General features: G+C 45.3%; 15 protein-coding genes and 1 pseudogene. 5 read left to right on the top strand and 11 right to left on the bottom strand.

Annotation, left to right across the window (positions count from 1 at the left end; all coding sequences use genetic code 11):
* Positions 1-50: 50 nt before the first annotated feature.
* The 11 genes and pseudogenes from AC5RDS_RS11710 to AC5RDS_RS11660 all read right to left on the bottom strand — a co-directional run bounded on the left by AC5RDS_RS11710 (position 51) and on the right by AC5RDS_RS11660 (position 9,546).
* Entirely contained in the window at positions 51-758 is a 708-nt protein-coding gene (locus AC5RDS_RS11710) for a M48 family metallopeptidase (RefSeq protein WP_013611105.1), read from the bottom strand.
* A gap of 87 nt (positions 759-845) precedes the next feature.
* The gene (locus AC5RDS_RS11705; RefSeq protein WP_013611106.1) at positions 846-1,127 is read right to left on the bottom strand and encodes a hypothetical protein; all 282 of its coding nucleotides are present in this window, start codon (positions 1,125-1,127) and stop codon (positions 846-848) included.
* 107 nt (positions 1,128-1,234) lie between these two features.
* Positions 1,235-2,017: a tryptophan synthase subunit alpha gene (gene trpA, locus AC5RDS_RS11700; protein ID WP_217778184.1), complete on the bottom strand. Its 783-nt coding sequence runs from the start codon at positions 2,015-2,017 to the stop codon at positions 1,235-1,237.
* 11 nt (positions 2,018-2,028) lie between these two features.
* A pseudogene (locus tag AC5RDS_RS11695) lies at positions 2,029-2,624 on the bottom strand (phosphoribosylanthranilate isomerase).
* 10 nt (positions 2,625-2,634) lie between these two features.
* Positions 2,635-3,414: an indole-3-glycerol phosphate synthase TrpC gene (gene trpC / locus AC5RDS_RS11690; RefSeq protein ID WP_022159893.1), complete on the bottom strand. Its 780-nt coding sequence runs from the start codon at positions 3,412-3,414 to the stop codon at positions 2,635-2,637.
* Position 3,415: 1 nt separating this feature from the next.
* Positions 3,416-4,414, bottom strand: a complete 999-nt coding sequence (gene trpD, locus AC5RDS_RS11685) for an anthranilate phosphoribosyltransferase (RefSeq protein WP_118121878.1) — start codon at positions 4,412-4,414, stop codon at positions 3,416-3,418.
* A 33-nt stretch (positions 4,415-4,447) separates the two neighbouring features.
* Complete coding sequence (locus tag AC5RDS_RS11680) at positions 4,448-5,014, bottom strand: anthranilate synthase component II (RefSeq protein WP_118103097.1); 567 nt, start codon at positions 5,012-5,014, stop codon at positions 4,448-4,450.
* Positions 5,015-5,018: 4 nt separating this feature from the next.
* Positions 5,019-6,422 (bottom strand): anthranilate synthase component I family protein, encoded by a 1,404-nt coding sequence (locus AC5RDS_RS11675; protein WP_118108162.1) that lies wholly within the window; start codon positions 6,420-6,422, stop codon positions 5,019-5,021.
* Entirely contained in the window at positions 6,419-7,612 is a 1,194-nt protein-coding gene (gene trpB / locus AC5RDS_RS11670) for a tryptophan synthase subunit beta (protein WP_046402469.1), read from the bottom strand. Before trpB ends, AC5RDS_RS11675 begins: the two co-directional genes overlap by 4 nt.
* Before the next feature lie 272 nt (positions 7,613-7,884).
* Positions 7,885-8,967 carry a chorismate synthase gene (gene aroC / locus AC5RDS_RS11665; RefSeq protein WP_013611136.1) on the bottom strand — a complete coding sequence of 361 codons (1,083 nt, stop codon included), beginning with the start codon at positions 8,965-8,967 and terminating at the stop codon, positions 7,885-7,887.
* Between the two features lie 27 nt (positions 8,968-8,994).
* Positions 8,995-9,546 (bottom strand): FKBP-type peptidyl-prolyl cis-trans isomerase, encoded by a 552-nt coding sequence (locus AC5RDS_RS11660; protein WP_022159899.1) that lies wholly within the window; start codon positions 9,544-9,546, stop codon positions 8,995-8,997.
* Between the two features lie 107 nt (positions 9,547-9,653).
* Between AC5RDS_RS11660 and nadB the strand changes: the two genes are divergently transcribed.
* Genes nadB through pheT form a run of 5 tightly spaced genes read left to right on the top strand, consistent with a single transcriptional unit; the run spans position 9,654 to position 15,890 of the window.
* The gene (nadB, locus tag AC5RDS_RS11655) at positions 9,654-11,231 is read left to right on the top strand and encodes an L-aspartate oxidase (RefSeq protein ID WP_118103101.1); all 1,578 of its coding nucleotides are present in this window, start codon (positions 9,654-9,656) and stop codon (positions 11,229-11,231) included.
* A 13-nt stretch (positions 11,232-11,244) separates the two neighbouring features.
* Positions 11,245-12,087, top strand: coding sequence for a carboxylating nicotinate-nucleotide diphosphorylase (gene nadC, locus AC5RDS_RS11650; RefSeq protein WP_118103103.1), 843 nt, complete (start codon positions 11,245-11,247; stop codon positions 12,085-12,087).
* A gap of 4 nt (positions 12,088-12,091) precedes the next feature.
* Positions 12,092-12,412, top strand: a complete 321-nt coding sequence (locus AC5RDS_RS11645) for a DUF6565 domain-containing protein (RefSeq protein ID WP_013611140.1) — start codon at positions 12,092-12,094, stop codon at positions 12,410-12,412.
* Positions 12,413-12,464: 52 nt separating this feature from the next.
* Complete coding sequence (gene nadA, locus AC5RDS_RS11640; RefSeq protein ID WP_118112869.1) at positions 12,465-13,391, top strand: quinolinate synthase NadA; 927 nt, start codon at positions 12,465-12,467, stop codon at positions 13,389-13,391.
* 51 nt (positions 13,392-13,442) lie between these two features.
* Positions 13,443-15,890, top strand: coding sequence for a phenylalanine--tRNA ligase subunit beta (gene pheT / locus AC5RDS_RS11635; protein ID WP_217778178.1), 2,448 nt, complete (start codon positions 13,443-13,445; stop codon positions 15,888-15,890).
* Positions 15,891-16,007: the final 117 nt, after the last annotated feature.

The following is a 16,007-nucleotide window of genomic DNA, read 5'->3' as shown; positions in this document are numbered from 1 at the left end:
AACGAAAATAGTAAAAATAGCCGATTCGCCAAAACGACTCTCCGTCCAGATTAAATCCGGGTATTATATTTCCTCAGCCTGGCCCTTAAAGTCGGATAAGCCGGACATACTTTGCCGACCAACTTCCAAAATGCAGCCGAATGATTCTTCTCTACCGTATGGCATAACTCATGCAAGATCACATAATCGATAATTTCATCCGGTAGCTTCATCAACTTGATATTGAGACTGATATTATTGTCAAAAGAACAACTACCCCAATTGGAAATATTGTTCCTGAACGTAACCCGTCCGTAACGAAATCCGAATTTTTCGGCATAGTTTCTGATCCGCTGCGGCAAATATCGACGGCATTCCATCGTATAGATTTCCAGCAAAAACTGCTGAACGATTTTCTCTACTTTACTGAAATCGACTTTTTTAGGAATAAACAGGGTTATTTTTTCCTGTTCAAGCCGATAAGAAGGCTTCGGTTCCTCGGTCTCCACAATCCTCAGCACATGCAACTTCGTCTTAATTTCCGCCCCTATTCCCAAACCGACTCCGGTGTCTTCCTCATAAACTTTCATATCTTTCCGGTTTTTGAGAATCCACTCCCGATTCTCTTCCAGAAATTTCTCCACCTGTTTCCGGCTCACGCCGAAAGGAACACTCACCCAAACCCCACGCCCCGGAGCCATCCGAATACGCAAATACTTGATATTCGCACTCCGCCGGACCTTTATTTCACCAATACCCGCAAGTTCCAATACCTCCATGATCTGAAAAACTATTTTTCATTAAAGAACAATAAAAGGAGGATGCCTTCATCGCATTCTCCTTTTATTCTTTTCTCTACGAACAGCTTAAGCCTGCTTTACCAAATCGCTTAATTTTGTAAATGCACCGTCTACAGAAGCAATCAAATCCTTTCCGATAGTCCTGTAATATCCTTTTCTATCTGCTTTCGCCACTTGTTTTCCAGCATTTACACGTTGTCTTAAATCATTTCTGGAATCTATAATATGCTGTACTATTTCGCTGATATCATCCATACTTTTACCTACAGCCAGACAATTTAAGCTATCGTCAACAACAGCAAAAGTCAAACAATCGATGTCTTTCTTTAATCTTCTAATACTTGCCATAATTTTCAAGAATTTAAATTTTTTCAAAAATAAGAAAAATCCCAGAGATTTCTCCCCTTTCTTCAACTTTTTTTTAGCTCTTAGCTCACGGGGACGCGGGCAGCAGGCTATAGCCCGTCCCCGTGAGCTATTTTTAACAAGTGATCGACAGCTTCCTCCACCGTAGGCTCCGTTCCCAGTAATTTTACAAATAAGCTTCCGATAATAGCTCCGCTACTATAACGGCAAACGGTCGACAAGCTCTCGCCATTAGATATGCCGAAACCGATCAAACGTTTATTTTTCAAATTCAAACGGTCTATTCTTTGGAAATATTCAATCTGTCCGGCTGTAAACCGATCTTTCACTCCGGTCGTCGAAGCCGAAGAGACCATATAGATAAAACCGCCACAATATTCGTCTATCAGACGGATCCTTTCATCCGAAGTTTCGGGGGTAATCAACATAATCACCGGAATATCATATTTTTCACAAAGCGGTTTAACCGACTCCAGGTATTCCTGAAACGGCAAATCCGGAATAATCATTCCATCGATCCCGATTTCCATCCCTTTTCGAAAAAGGTTTTCCATACCGTACCGCAACATCGGATTCAAATATCCCATCAATAGCAAAGGCAATTCAACCCGACTTCGTATACTAGTCAACTGCCCGAGTAATACAGGCAACGTCATGCCATTTTTCAGTGCCTGTGTACTACTTTGCTGGATGACTACCCCATCGGCCATAGGATCGGAAAAAGGAATCCCGATTTCCACCAGATCGACTCCCCGGTTTTCTAACATCTGTATGATTTCGACCGTATCTTCCAAAACCGGATAACCGGCAGTAAAATACACGGACAAAAGATTTCTATCTTTTCTTTGAAACAACTCTGTAATCCGATTCATAACTAAAAAAATTAAGGTAGTTCAGCTAAAAAACGAGACAATAAATGGATATTTTTCATTCCGGGAGCCGTTTCGAACCGACTGTTCAAATCGAGTCCGGCAAGCTTCGGATGTTTGATTTTTCCGATCTCTTCTCTATTTTCCCAGGCAATTCCTCCACTTAAGAAAAAAGGTACCTCCCCTCGTACCGGTTCAATAAATTCCAGTCGAACGATTTCCCGGTCCCTCCAAACTGTCTGCTCCGGGTATCGAACAAAAACAACTGACAAGCCGATTCATAAGGCAAAGTCCGTTGAAAATCACCGGCCTCTTCTATACCGAAAGCTTTTATTACCCGGTAGCCTTTCCGTACAAAATAGTGACCCATTTCAGGGGGTTCATCCCCATGCAGTTGAATCGTATCCATCTTATACCTTCGTACTATATTTTCGATAAACCCGGTTTCTGCATTCACAAAAACTCCTACTTTCCCGATAGCTGCAGGTAAACGTTCCAAAGCCCGGGGAGACAAATCACCGGCATAACGCGGTGAGGCTTTATAAAAAATAAAACCCAACATATCGGGATGTAAAGCAGCGACTTCCTTCACATTCCCGGGTTCCTTCATGCCACAAATTTTAATCAGCATATCCGACAAAATTTTTTAAAGCCTGAGCCGGTTGTGCTTCCCGCATAAAATGTTCACCGATCAGAAATCCTCTGAATCCCAATCTGCGTAACGCGACGACTGTCTCCATGGCACGAATTCCACTCTCGGCCACTTTCAGACAAGCAACCGGGACTTGGGAAGCTAACCGGAAAGAAGTATAAATATCCGTCTCGAAAGTAGTCAGATTCCGATTGTTGATCCCCACCATATCCATTTCCGGGGAGACATATTCCAACTCTTCTTCCCGATGTATTTCCAATAGTATTTCCAATCCCAGTCCATGAGCGGCATCGGCCAATTCCCGGCACTGTGCCGGCGACAAAGCTGCAGCAATCAACAAAACGGCATCGGCTCCATAAGCCACCGCTTCGGCCAGTTGATAGAAATCGACGATAAAATCCTTACGCAATAAGGGAATATCCGAAACCCTCCTGGCCATAGCGAGATCCAATAACGATCCTCCGAAATAATCCGTATCCGTCAACACCGAACAAGCCGCAGCACCATTCCGTACATATCCGCCGACCACCTCCTGCACTCCGGCTGCCTCATGAATAAATCCTCCGGAAGGAGACTTCCGTTTAAATTCTGCAATGATCCCTGTTGCCGATTCCTCCAAGGCCTTTCGCATCGATAACCGTTGTCTCCCAGCTAAAAGCGTACTCATCAGATCCCTTTCGGAAATCCTGTTTTTCCGCTCAGTCACTTCTTCCTGTTTTGTTTTCAATATCCGGTTTAAAACTGACATATCATTTTTCATTAAGTTCTACAAATTTACGGAACGCCCTCAGTGCCCTCCCGCTCTCCAGCGCCTCACTCGCTTCTGCAATAGCATCCGGCAAAGCTATTCCGGGCCTCAGGGTACGGATTGCAAAAGCAGCATTGGCAATCACACAGTCTTCTTGTCCCCGGGTAGCCTCGTTAGCTAAAACCCGGTCAAAAATCGCCGCAGCTTCGGTCACCGTATTTCCTCCCGACAATTCCTCTTCCGCCACCCGACCGAATCCGATCTCTTCCGGCAAATAAATGCCCTCACCCCGATTATTCAGCGCTTTAAAAGGAGAGGTCAGCGAAACTTCATCATACCCGTCCAGCGAATGTACTATCGTGTAATTCACTCCGCTCTGCTGATACATATAGTTATACAAACGGGCCAGTTTCAGGTTATATACTCCCAATAACTGGTAGCGTGGGAGTACCGGATTGACCAAAGGCCCCAACATATTGAAAAAGGTACGTACTCCTAAAGCACGTCGTACCGGTCCTACACTTTTCAAGGCAGGGCTAAAAAACGGTGCATGCAAATAAGCGACCCCGCTTTCTTCCAGCGATTGCTGTAACCGACCGGAGTGTCCTGTAAATTTCACCCCATGTTGTTCCAGTACATTCGAAGCCCCACTCACCGAACTGGCACCGTAATTTCCGTGTTTTACAACCCGGTAGCCTGCTCCGGCCACCACAAAACAAGCCGCCGTAGAAATATTGAACGTATTTTTTCCATCCCCTCCCGTACCGACAATATCGATCGCATCATGACAATCCAAATCCACGACCACCCTCCGTTCGAGAATGGCTTCCCTAAACCCGGCCAATTCTTCCGTCGTAATACTACGCATCAGAAAAACGGTCATAAAAGCCGACAACTGGCTGTCGTTATACCGGCCGTCGGAAATGTTCAACAAGACTTGTTTAGCTTCTTCTTTAGAGAGGCTTTTGTGCCCGAACATTTTATATAACAGTTCTTTCATAGTAATCAATATATCATATACATTCCCTTTACTTCAAGCATGCAACCAATTCGCCATCATCATTTTCCCCATAGGAGTCAAAATCGATTCCGGATGAAACTGAAGTCCGCGAACATCATAGCTTTTATGAGACAGGGCCATAATTCTGCCTGCAGCATCCTCAGCGGTAACTGTAAGACATTGAGGCAGATTTTTCCGACTTACCACCCAGGAATGATACCTGCCTACATCAAAACTTTCACCCAGACCGGAGAACATCTTTTCTTCGGCAATCACCCGCACCGGTGTACAAATACCGTGAAAAACTTCCGGCAGATTCTCCAATTCAGCGCCGAAACACTCCCCGATGGCCTGTTCACCCAGACAAATCCCCAGGATTGATTTTTCAGCCGCATAACGCTTCACAACTTCGGGTAATATTCCGGCTTCACTTGGAATTCCCGGTCCCGGAGACAAAATAATCCGGTTGTATCGGCCGGCTTCCTCCACCGAAATCCGGTCATTTCTGGCTATATCCACTTCGGTTCCCAATTCATGTAAGAGATGAACAATATTATAAGTAAACGAATCGTAGTTGTCGAGTATCAATATTTTTTCCATAAGTTCAATTTTTAACCTTTTCACTCATTTCCACCGCTTTCATCAAAGCCCCCAATTTATTATTCAATTCCTGCAATTCACTTTCAGGCGAAGAGTGCGCTACAATCCCCGCTCCGGCCTGAGCATAAAGCCGGTTACCGTAACTCAGAAAGCTCCGGATCGTAATGGCCTGGTTCAATTCTCCCTGAAAACCGATATAGCCGATACAGCCCCCATAAATCCCGCGACTATGAGGTTCTATGTCATCGATCAGTTGCATCGCCCTGACTTTGGGAGCACCGCTGAGCGTACCGGCAGGAAAAGTATCCGCAAAGAGCCGCAAAACATCGGTATTTTCGGAAACGCAAGCACTCACTCTCGACACCATATGAATCACATGCGAATAATATTGGATCTGACGCAAGAACTCGATCTTTACCTGACCAGCCCCGCGGCTCAGATCATTACGTGCCAGGTCGACCAACATGATATGTTCGGCATTTTCTTTCTCATCTTCCAATAATTTACGGGCCAATTCCGAATCCCGGATATCGTCTCCTGTGCGGCGGAAAGTACCGGCTATCGGATCGATATAAGCTTTACCTCCGGCAACACGCAGATGAGTCTCGGGAGAGGAACCGAAAATGCGAAAATGGCCGAAATCAAAATAATACAGATATGGAGAAGGATTTATACACCGCAAGGCCCGGTATACATTAAAATCATCTCCCCGAAATCCACGGCTGAAACGACGCGAGAGTACAATCTGAAATACGTCTCCCCTTTGGGTATGCCGAATACCCCTTTTCACCATTTCCATATACTGCTCGTCGCTAATCGGAGAACCGGTATCGTCCAACGCCTCGAAACCATACCGAGCCATATTATTGTTTTGAATGACATCGATAAGTTCCGGCATATGGGAATGCTGCCCTTCCGGTAAATTTTCAACGATCGTCATCTGATTTTTAAAATGATCGACTACAATAATATACCGGTATAATATATATATCATATCAGGTATTTCAGCAAACTTCTCTTCTTTCTTCCGGATACGGACAGCTTCAAAATAACGCACGGCATCATAGGCCGTATATCCGAAAAAACCGTTGATCCCGGTCAGGTTTGTTTCGGTCTCGAACGAAGCGATATAATCTTTCAGGATTTCGATAACATCCACGCCTTCTGTAAGAGCATCCGTCAGTTGCCGGCCATCGGGAAAACGACGTACGATCTGTTCCTTCGTTACCGAAAAATCGGCCATCGGTTCCACGCCGATAAAAGAAAAACTATTTTGAGTCGTATGATAATCCGAACTTTCCAGCAAAGCCGATTGTGGAAATAAGTCGCGTACCTTCAGGTAAATTCCCACAGGAGTCTGCAAGTCGGCCGGAAGAATACGGGTGATTGTTTTAATTCTATATTTCATAAGTGTAAAAATTTATTCATCCTTTTGTAGGTCTGCATATCTTTATCACCCCGACCGGACAAATTAATGACAACGATCTCTTCCGGCCGGAATGTTTTTTGTTCCAGAACTGCCAGGGCATGGGCCGATTCCAAAGCCGGGATGATACCTTCCATTTCTGTCAGGCAAAAAGCGGCATTCAACGCTTCTTCGTCCGTAACAGCCAATACTTCAGCGCGTTTTTCTTCTGCCAGAAATGCATGTAAAGGGCCGATTCCCGGATAATCCAGTCCGGCAGAAACAGAATAGGGTTCGACAATCTGTCCGTCGTCCGTTTGCATCACCAACGTACGGCTTCCATGGATAATACCTTCTTTTCCCAAATGGATCGTAGCTGCCGACTCTCCGCTTCCCAAACCTTTTCCGGCAGCCTCGGCAGCAATCAACCCAACTTCGGGAGAATGCAGAAAATGGTAGAAAGCCCCGGCAGCATTACTTCCTCCTCCCACGCAGGCTATTACATAATCGGGTTCTTCCCTTCCTTCTTTTTCCAACAATTGCTTTCTGATCTCTTCGCTGATCACCGACTGAAAACGAGCCACCATATCCGGATAAGGGTGAGGTCCCACTGTCGACCCGATGATATAATAAGTATCCGCGGGGTTACAACACCAGTCGCGGATCGCTTCGTTGGTGGCATCTTTCAGCGTTTTATTGCCACTTTCAACAGCTACCACCTTCGCTCCCAACATCTCCATTTTTTCAACATTAGGTTGTTGCCGGACCACATCGGTCGCTCCCATATAAACGATACATTCCATATTCATCAGGGCACATACAGTAGCCGTCGCTACTCCGTGCTGCCCGGCTCCGGTTTCGGCAATGATCCTCTTCTTTCCCATACGCCGGGCCAATAGAATCTGACCGATCGTATTGTTGATCTTGTGGGCTCCGGTATGATTCAGATCCTCGCGCTTGAGATAAATCCGGGTACCGTACTTTTCACTCAGCCGACGGGCATAATAAAGCGGACTGGGACGACCGACATAATCCCTTAACAATAGCCTGAACTCCTGCTGAAAAGACTCATCTTCCATTTCCCGCAAATAACATTCACGTAATTTTTCTACATTCGCATGTAAAATTTCAGGAACATAAGCACCACCAAACCTACCGTAAAACCCCTGGTCGTTTACATTAAAATTTTTCATATGATTTACTTTTGGAATTTTCATTAAGGACAAAAAACAAAAAAGGCTACCGGTGTTCCGATAGCCTCCATATGCTGATAATACAGTTCCTTCACTGATATTACTGACCAGACATCATAAAGCGTGCGTCCCACCGGTTTATTCCCGAAAGGCGCCACCACCATGCTTTATTTGTCAGTAATAAATTCATATTTTGTTCTTTTCAACGGAGCAAAGATGAAAAACTTTTTTCTAAAATCAAACAATCGGAAAGATTTTTCTTCAAAAATAAATCAACGGCCCCAATCGGTCCGGGCCTCGAGCAGCATATCCAAAACAACGATAGCCGCCATAGCTTCGACTACAGGCACAGCGCGGGGAATAACACAAGGATCATGGCGTCCGTGTGCTTCCAGAGTAACTTCTTTCCCATCACGTGTCACCGTTTCCTGACGTTTCATAATAGTGGCGACCGGCTTGAAAGCTACCCGGAAATAGATATCTTCTCCGTTCGTCACGCCCCCCTGTATACCTCCCGAGCGATTCGTCGCCGTGTGTACTTCACTTCCTTTCATGACAAAAGAATCGTTATGCCCGCTTCCCTGCATAGAGGCTGCTGCAAATCCGCTTCCGTATTCAAAACCTTTGGTTGCGTTGATACTCATCATTGCATGCGCCAGTCTTGCCTGAAAACGGTCAAACACCGGTTCGCCTAACCCGGCAGGTACCCCCTGAATCACACAACTGACTATTCCACCGACACTATCCCCTTCATCCCGCAGCTGCCGGATCAATGCAATCATTTCTTCAGCAATCCCGGCGTCAGGACAACGTACGATGTTATCTTCTGCCCGCTCCAAGGGCAACTCCTGATAAGGCCGGGTAACAGCAATCGGTCCGACTTGTGAAGTATATGCCCGAATGCTTATCCCGTAACCGGCCAACACCTGTTTGGCAACAGCCCCGGCAACGACTCGGGCAATGTGTTCCCGGGCCGACGAACGTCCGCCTCCCCGATAATCCCGGATACCGTATTTCTTTTCCCAGGTATAATCGGCATGAGAAGGACGGTATAAATCTTTCAGATGATTATAATCCTTACTATTCTGATTCTGATTTCTCACCAGAAATCCGATCGGCATGCCGGTAGATTTTCCTTCAAATATTCCGGAAAGAATCTCTACGGTGTCTTCTTCCTTCCGGGGGGTAGAAACCTCCGACTGACCGGGCCGCCGCCGGTTCAACTCACCTTGAATAAAATCAGCAGACAAGGCGATTCCTGCCGGACAACCGTCGATAACCCCTCCAACAGCACTACCGTGTGACTCTCCGAACGACATCAGCCGAAAAAATTTTCCTATAGAATTACCGGACATAAAAAGTAGAAAGTATTCCTTATATATTTAGTGACATCCTCCGCATCCGCAGCCCTCGTCGTGGGATCCGCAACCTCCTTCAGAACCACAGCCACTACACCCCCCGCATTTATGCGAATGTAAAGCTTCCAGTTCTTCATCCGTTGCATCACGGACACCTAATATCTCACCCTTGAAAAACAAATCTTTACCGGCCAGGGGATGATTAAAATCGATACGTACTTCCTCGTCACCGATAGACAGGATCTTGCCCTGCAAACGTCTTCCGACACTATCCATCATCGGTAAAACATGGCCGACCACCATCTCTTCAGCTTCTACATCTTTAAATATTTCCTGGGGTAAATCCACAATCATATCTTCGTTCACCAGTCCATAAGCATGGGCTGCCGGAATGCTGAAATCGAATTTATCCCCTTCATTTTTATCCAGAAGGTTCATTTCAAAATATTCTAAAGTCTGCCCTTGTCCACAGATAAAATCCAAGGGCCGGTCTGCACCTGCTGCTTCGAGTAACTCTCCGTTTTGTTCCGTTCTTAATTCGTAACTTACGGATACCATCTTATTTTTCGTAATCATTCTTTTTATTGATTTGGTTTTGCACAAAAGTACGATAAAATAATTGAAAAATTTCTCCCCTATTTCCAAAAAAATGGTACTTTCGCACTAATTTACATTTTTTGAAGATGCGCCATTACGATTATATTATAGCAGGGAGTGGATTGGCAGGGCTTTACACGGCCTATCACGCTGCCGCTTATGGAAAAGTTGCTTTGCTGACAAAATCCGGTATTACAGAGAGCAACTCTTATTTTGCACAGGGTGGAATCGCCGCCGTTACAGACGAAGACGATGCTCCTGCACTTCACTTCGAGGACACAATTATTGCCGGACGCGGGCTTTGCGATTACCCAGCTGTCGATATTTTAGTGAACGAAGGTCCGCAACGGATACATGAACTCATAGAGGCAGGTATGCATTTCGATATGGAAGACGGCAGCCTCGCCTTGGGGTTGGAAGGCGGACATCACCGGAAAAGAATTCTTCATGCCGGCGGTGACGCGACAGGACGTATGGTGACCAGTTTTATGATCAGCAAAGTCATCAATAATCCGAAGATAGATATTTTCGAAAATCATTCCGTGATCGGTATCCTTCAGGAAAATCAGGAATGTTACGGCGTACGGGCCTGGAATTTAGTGACAGAAAGCGAAGAACTGTTTTATGCCGACAACACCTTCCTCACTTTAGGAGGCACTTCGGCTATTTACAAACGGACCACCAATCCGCATACCACGATCGGAGACGGACTTGCTCTGGCTTTTAATGCAGGTTGTGAAATCGCCGATATGGAATTCATTCAATTTCATCCTTCGGCCATCTATACCGAATCGGAAGAGGCATTTCTAATCAGTGAGGCAGTCCGGGGCGAAGGGGCTTATCTGATCGATCAAAACGGAGAACGCTTTATGCCGGCGATTCACGAATTGGCCGAACTGGCCCCCCGGGATATCGTCGCTCAATCTATTTACCGCCAGATGCTGAAATACGATCAGGAGTACGTCTGGTTGTCCCTCAAACACCTCGATCCTCAGGTGGTGAAACACCGCTTTCCGAATATTTATGAAAAATGCCAGGAATTGGGTATCGATATGTGCGACCGGATCCCCGTAGCACCGGCAGCACATTATATGGTAGGGGGAGTGAGGACGGACACCCATGGACAGACCAACATCAAACGTCTGTTTATCTGCGGCGAACTGGCCTCTTCGGGAATCATGGGAGCCAATCGGCTCGCCTCCAACTCGTTGATCGAATGTCTGGTATTCGGGAAACGGGCCATCGAGGCTTCACGGAAAAATCTGAAAACCTCTCCTACCCAGGTATTCAAACCGATCTATCATTGCAATGACAATTATGCTGCGCTTTATGTCCATCTGAAAAAAGAGATTTCGCGGATAATGACCGATTATGCCGGCATCATCCGGAATGCAGAAAAACTGAAACAGGGATTGAACGAATTGGAAAGTCTGGAAGACAATCTGCCCCGGGAAATAAACGAATATAATACCCTGATTTGCCGTAACCTGATCACAGTTGCCAGGTTGATTATCTGTTCTGCCCTTTACCGTCAGGAAAGCCGTGGAGGACATTTCCGGGAAGATTATCCTTGTAGCGATGCTTCCTATCTTTTCCATATCGTACAACAGAAAGAAAAAGACCTCCGTACCCTACCTGTCAATACTAAAAAGTCTTTAAACTGAAAATCACTATAAAATGACACAATACGACCAATTAATCGACCGCCTGATCGACCTCGCCATAGAGGAAGACATCGCTACCGGAGATGTAACGACCAACTCCATCATCCCGGCTCATTCCCGGGCCGTTGCAGAAATGAAAATGAAAGCCGACGGTGTAATTTCCGGACTGGCGATAGCCAAACGGGTGTATGAAAAATTCGAGAAAGACATCCTTTGGGACGCCAAAGTAAAAGACGGGGATCGGGTAAAAAAAGGCGATATTATCCTGCGTATCGAAGCCAGCTACCGTTGCCTCTTATTAGGAGAAAGGCTTTCGCTGAACATCTTGCAACGCATGTCGGGCATCGCTACGGAAACGGCCAGATACGTCGAAGAATTAGCCGGTACTCACACCCAATTACTGGACACCCGGAAAACAGCTCCGGGCCTACGGGTATTGGACAAAATGGCCGTTAAAGACGGAGGAGCGACCAACCACCGGATGGGATTATACGATATGGCCATGATCAAAGACAACCACATTAAGGTGGCCGGAGGAATTACCAATGCGGTCAATGCGGTCAGAGCCCATATTCCGGCCGGTATCAAAATCGAAGTAGAAACGACCAATCTGGCCGAAGTGCGCGAAGCCCTCGCTACGCATGCCGATATTATCATGCTGGACAATATGAGTAACGCCGAGATGGCCGAAGCGGTGAAAATCATTCACGGACAGGCCAAAACCGAAGCTTCCGGAAATATGAGTATTCCCCGTTTAAAAGAAGTAGCAGCCACCGGAGTCGACTTTATCAGCGTCGGTGCCTTAACTCACTCCGTAACGGCTTTGGACATCAGTATGAATATTCAAAAAAACTAATTTCATGAAATCAGCACTCAAATTATTTATCATCGGATGTCTTGTATTGATTTTCTGTCGATGTAGTATGAACAAAGACAGCTATTTAAAAGACTTCGAAAAGTTTATCACCCAAACAGAAAAAAACTGTACCACCCTGTCCGATCCTGAATGGGAAAAAATACAGGCCCGGTTCAACGATTATACAGAAAAATATTACGAACAGTTTAAAGAGGAATTGAGTGTAAACGAAAAAATATCCATCAGTATTTTAAAATCTAAATTTTCCACGCTCATTCTAAAACGGGAGAGTAAAAAAATTCAGGAAGAAATGAAGATTAAATAATTTCACCTTTTTATCTTTCTTTGTTATCTTTGAAGCAGAAAATTAATATATTATGACGAATACAGAGATTATTGACAGAATCCGGCAACTAAAAAAAGAAAAAAATGCCGTTATTCTGGCACATTACTATACTCGTCCGGAGGTTCAGGATATAGCAGACTATCTGGGGGATTCACTGGGATTATCCCAGGAAGCCGGGAAAACGGATGCCCGGATTATCGTTTTTTGCGGTGTGCATTTTATGGCGGAGACCGCAGCGATCATTTCTCCGGACAAAAAGATCCTGATTCCGGCTTCAGGAGCCGGATGTTCACTGGCTGAAAGCATTACCGGTTATGAATTGCGGGAATGGAAAAAAGCCAATCCTGACGGGATTATTGTAAGTTACGTCAACACGACAGCCGAAGTGAAGGCCTGGACGGATATTTGCTGCACTTCGGCCAATGCCCTGAAAGTCGTACAAAGCATTCCTCCAGATCGTAAGATCTTGTTTGTACCGGACAAAAACCTGGGAGCCTGGATCAGGAAAGTTACCGGACGGGAAATGGAACTCTGGCATGGAGATTGTTGTGTACACGAACGCATCACCACCGACATGATCCTGGAAAAAAGCCGGGACTATCCTCAGGCAGATATCCTCATTCACCCCGAGAGCCACTGTTCGCACGACGAGGCCATTTTAAATCTTCCTCAAGCTTATATGTACTCGACGGCAGGAATGATCAGGCATGCAAGCCGGTCGGACAAAAAGCAATTTATCATTGCCACAGAAATAGAAACCATCCATAAACTGAAAAACGATAATCCGGACAAAGAATTTATTCCGGTTCATCCTAAAACCATTTGTGGACAAATGAAAAAAGTAACGCTGGAATCGGTTCTGGAAGCTTTGGAGAAAGAGCAATATGTAGTTGAAGTGGCTGAAGATATCCGTCAGAGAGCCTGGGCCCCTATCGAGAAAATGTTACAAATCAAATAAAACAGCTGTATTCCCAAAACAGGAGTATAAACTATCAGAAAATCAAAAACTATGAATATATCTTTAAATTGGCTGAAAGAATACCTGAAAATAGATTTGAGTGTTGAAAAAGTCTGCGAAATATTGACCAGTATCGGGCTCGAAGTGGGCGGATATGAAAAATTCGAATCTATCCGGGGTGGTTTGAGAGGTCTGGTGATCGGTGAAGTAAAAACCTGTGAAGCCCATCCGGATTCCGATCATTTACACCTGACAACGGTAGATTTAGGAGACGGCCGCCTTACCCCCATTGTTTGCGGAGCTCCTAATGTAGCTGCCGGACAAAAAGTGGTAGTGGCCACCATCGGGACGGTGCTTTACGATGGAGACAAAGAATTTACCATCAAAAAATCAAAAATCAGAGGACAGGAATCCGAAGGAATGATTTGTGCCGAAGATGAAATCGGTATCGGTCATGATCATGCGGGAATTATCGTACTTCCGTCGGATGCCCGGGTAGGTATGCCAGCTGCCGAATATTATCACATTACAACCGATTACACCATCGAGATCGATATTACTCCCAACCGGGTAGACGGCGCTTCTCACCTTGGAGTAGCCCGCGATTTAGCTGCCTATTTACAGCAAACCCAGGAGATTCATTATACCCTTCCTTCCGTAGCTCACTTTGCAGCCGACAGCAATACTGCCGGAATCTCGATCGAAGTGCAGCGTCCGGAAGCTTGTCCCCGATATGCCGGAGTATGTATCGAAGGAGTTAAAGTTCAGGAATCTCCCGAGTGGTTGCAAACGCGTTTGAAAGCCATCGGTTTACACCCGATCAACAATGTGGTAGATATTACGAATTTCATTCTTTTCGAGCTGGGACAACCCCTGCACTCTTTCGATAAAGATAAAATCAAAGGAAATAAAGTGATCGTCCGTAGCTTTCCGACAGGTACCAGATTCACAACACTCGACGGTGTCGAACGTGAACTGAACGAGAACGACCTGATGGTATGTAATACCGAAGAACCGATGTGTATTGCCGGAGTATTCGGTGGATTGGAAAGCGGTATCACCGAAGCTACGACCAATGTATTCCTCGAAAGTGCCTGTTTCGATCCGGTATTCGTACGGAAGACAGCACGTCGTCATGGGCTGAATACCGACGCTTCTTTCCGTTTTGAAAGAGGCACCGATCCGAACATCGTTATTTATGCCCTCAAACGGGCTGCCTTATTGATCAAAGAACTGGGCGGCGGAAAGATTACGTCCGAAATCATCGACATCTACCCGAATCCGGTAGCCGATTTCGAAGTCGAAGTAAAGTATGCCCACATCGATCGTCTGATCGGCAAAAAAATCGGACAAGATACGATCAAAAAAATCCTGAATGCTCTGGAAATAAAGATTGTAAAAGAAGATACCGAAGGGCTTTCGTTGCAGATCCCCCCTTATCGGGTGGATGTTCGCCGCGAAGCAGACGTGATCGAGGATATTTTAAGAATATACGGCTTCAACAATATCGAAGTTCCGGCTAAAGTAAACTCTACTCTGAGTTACAGCGAAAAACCGGATGATTTCCAATTGAAAAATAAAATTGCAGATTTATTGGCCGCTAACGGTTTTAATGAAATCATGAACAACTCATTGACCAAAGCTTCTTATTACGAGCATCTGGAGACTTATCGTCCCGAAGAAACGGTTATGTTGTTCAATCCGCTCAGCTCAGACCTGAGCGCTATGCGGCAAAGCCTGCTATTCGGAGGGCTGGAGACGATCGCCTATAATATTAACCGCAAAAACAGCAATTTACGTCTCTTCGAATTCGGAAAAGCTTATACCTTCCACAAAAAAGAAGGCGAAAATCACCTGAAACAATACAAAGAAGAAGATAAACTGGCCCTTTTCATTACGGGTGATAAAATCCAGGCTTCCTGGAACAGTAAAGAACAAAAGACCGATTTCTTCAATCTCAAGAGTTATGCCGAGATGATCCTGATCCGTTTGGGATTCAAAACCGAAATGCTGACTTTAGAAGAATGTAGTGCCGATATTTACCGCGAAGGGATAAGCTATACACAAAACGGTAAGCACATCGTCACAATCGGCATGCTGAGTCATAAAGTTTTGAAACCGAACGATATCGAACAGGAGGTTTATTATGCCGAGTTTTCCTGGGAAAATATACTGAAAGTGATTAAAAACCATACGATCACCTTTACTCCTATGCCTAAGTTCCCGGCGGTTAAACGCGACCTGGCCTTACTACTCGACAAAAAAATCAGTTTTAAAGAGGTGCGTGACATTGCTTTCCGGACAGAAAAAAGCCTGTTGAAATCAGTGACCTTATTCGACGTTTACGAAGGTGAAAAGCTGGGAGCCGGTAAAAAATCTTATGCGATCAGCTTCACATTGCAGGACGATGAAAAAACACTTACCGACAAACAGATCGATAAGATCATGAATAAACTGATGGGAACCTACAAACATCAGTTAAGCGCTGAGATCAGATAAACGACCGGTCTGCCCTGATTTTACCGGATGAAAAGAACGATTACTTTTCATCCGGTAATTTTTTATACCCCTATCGCAAACAGAAGCAGGCATTAACTCAAATTTCAATCGTACTTT

It is taken from the genome of Odoribacter sp., assembly GCF_985060555.1.
Note: the sequence above shows the minus strand (reverse complement) of the source record. Positions and strands in the feature narration are given on the sequence as shown.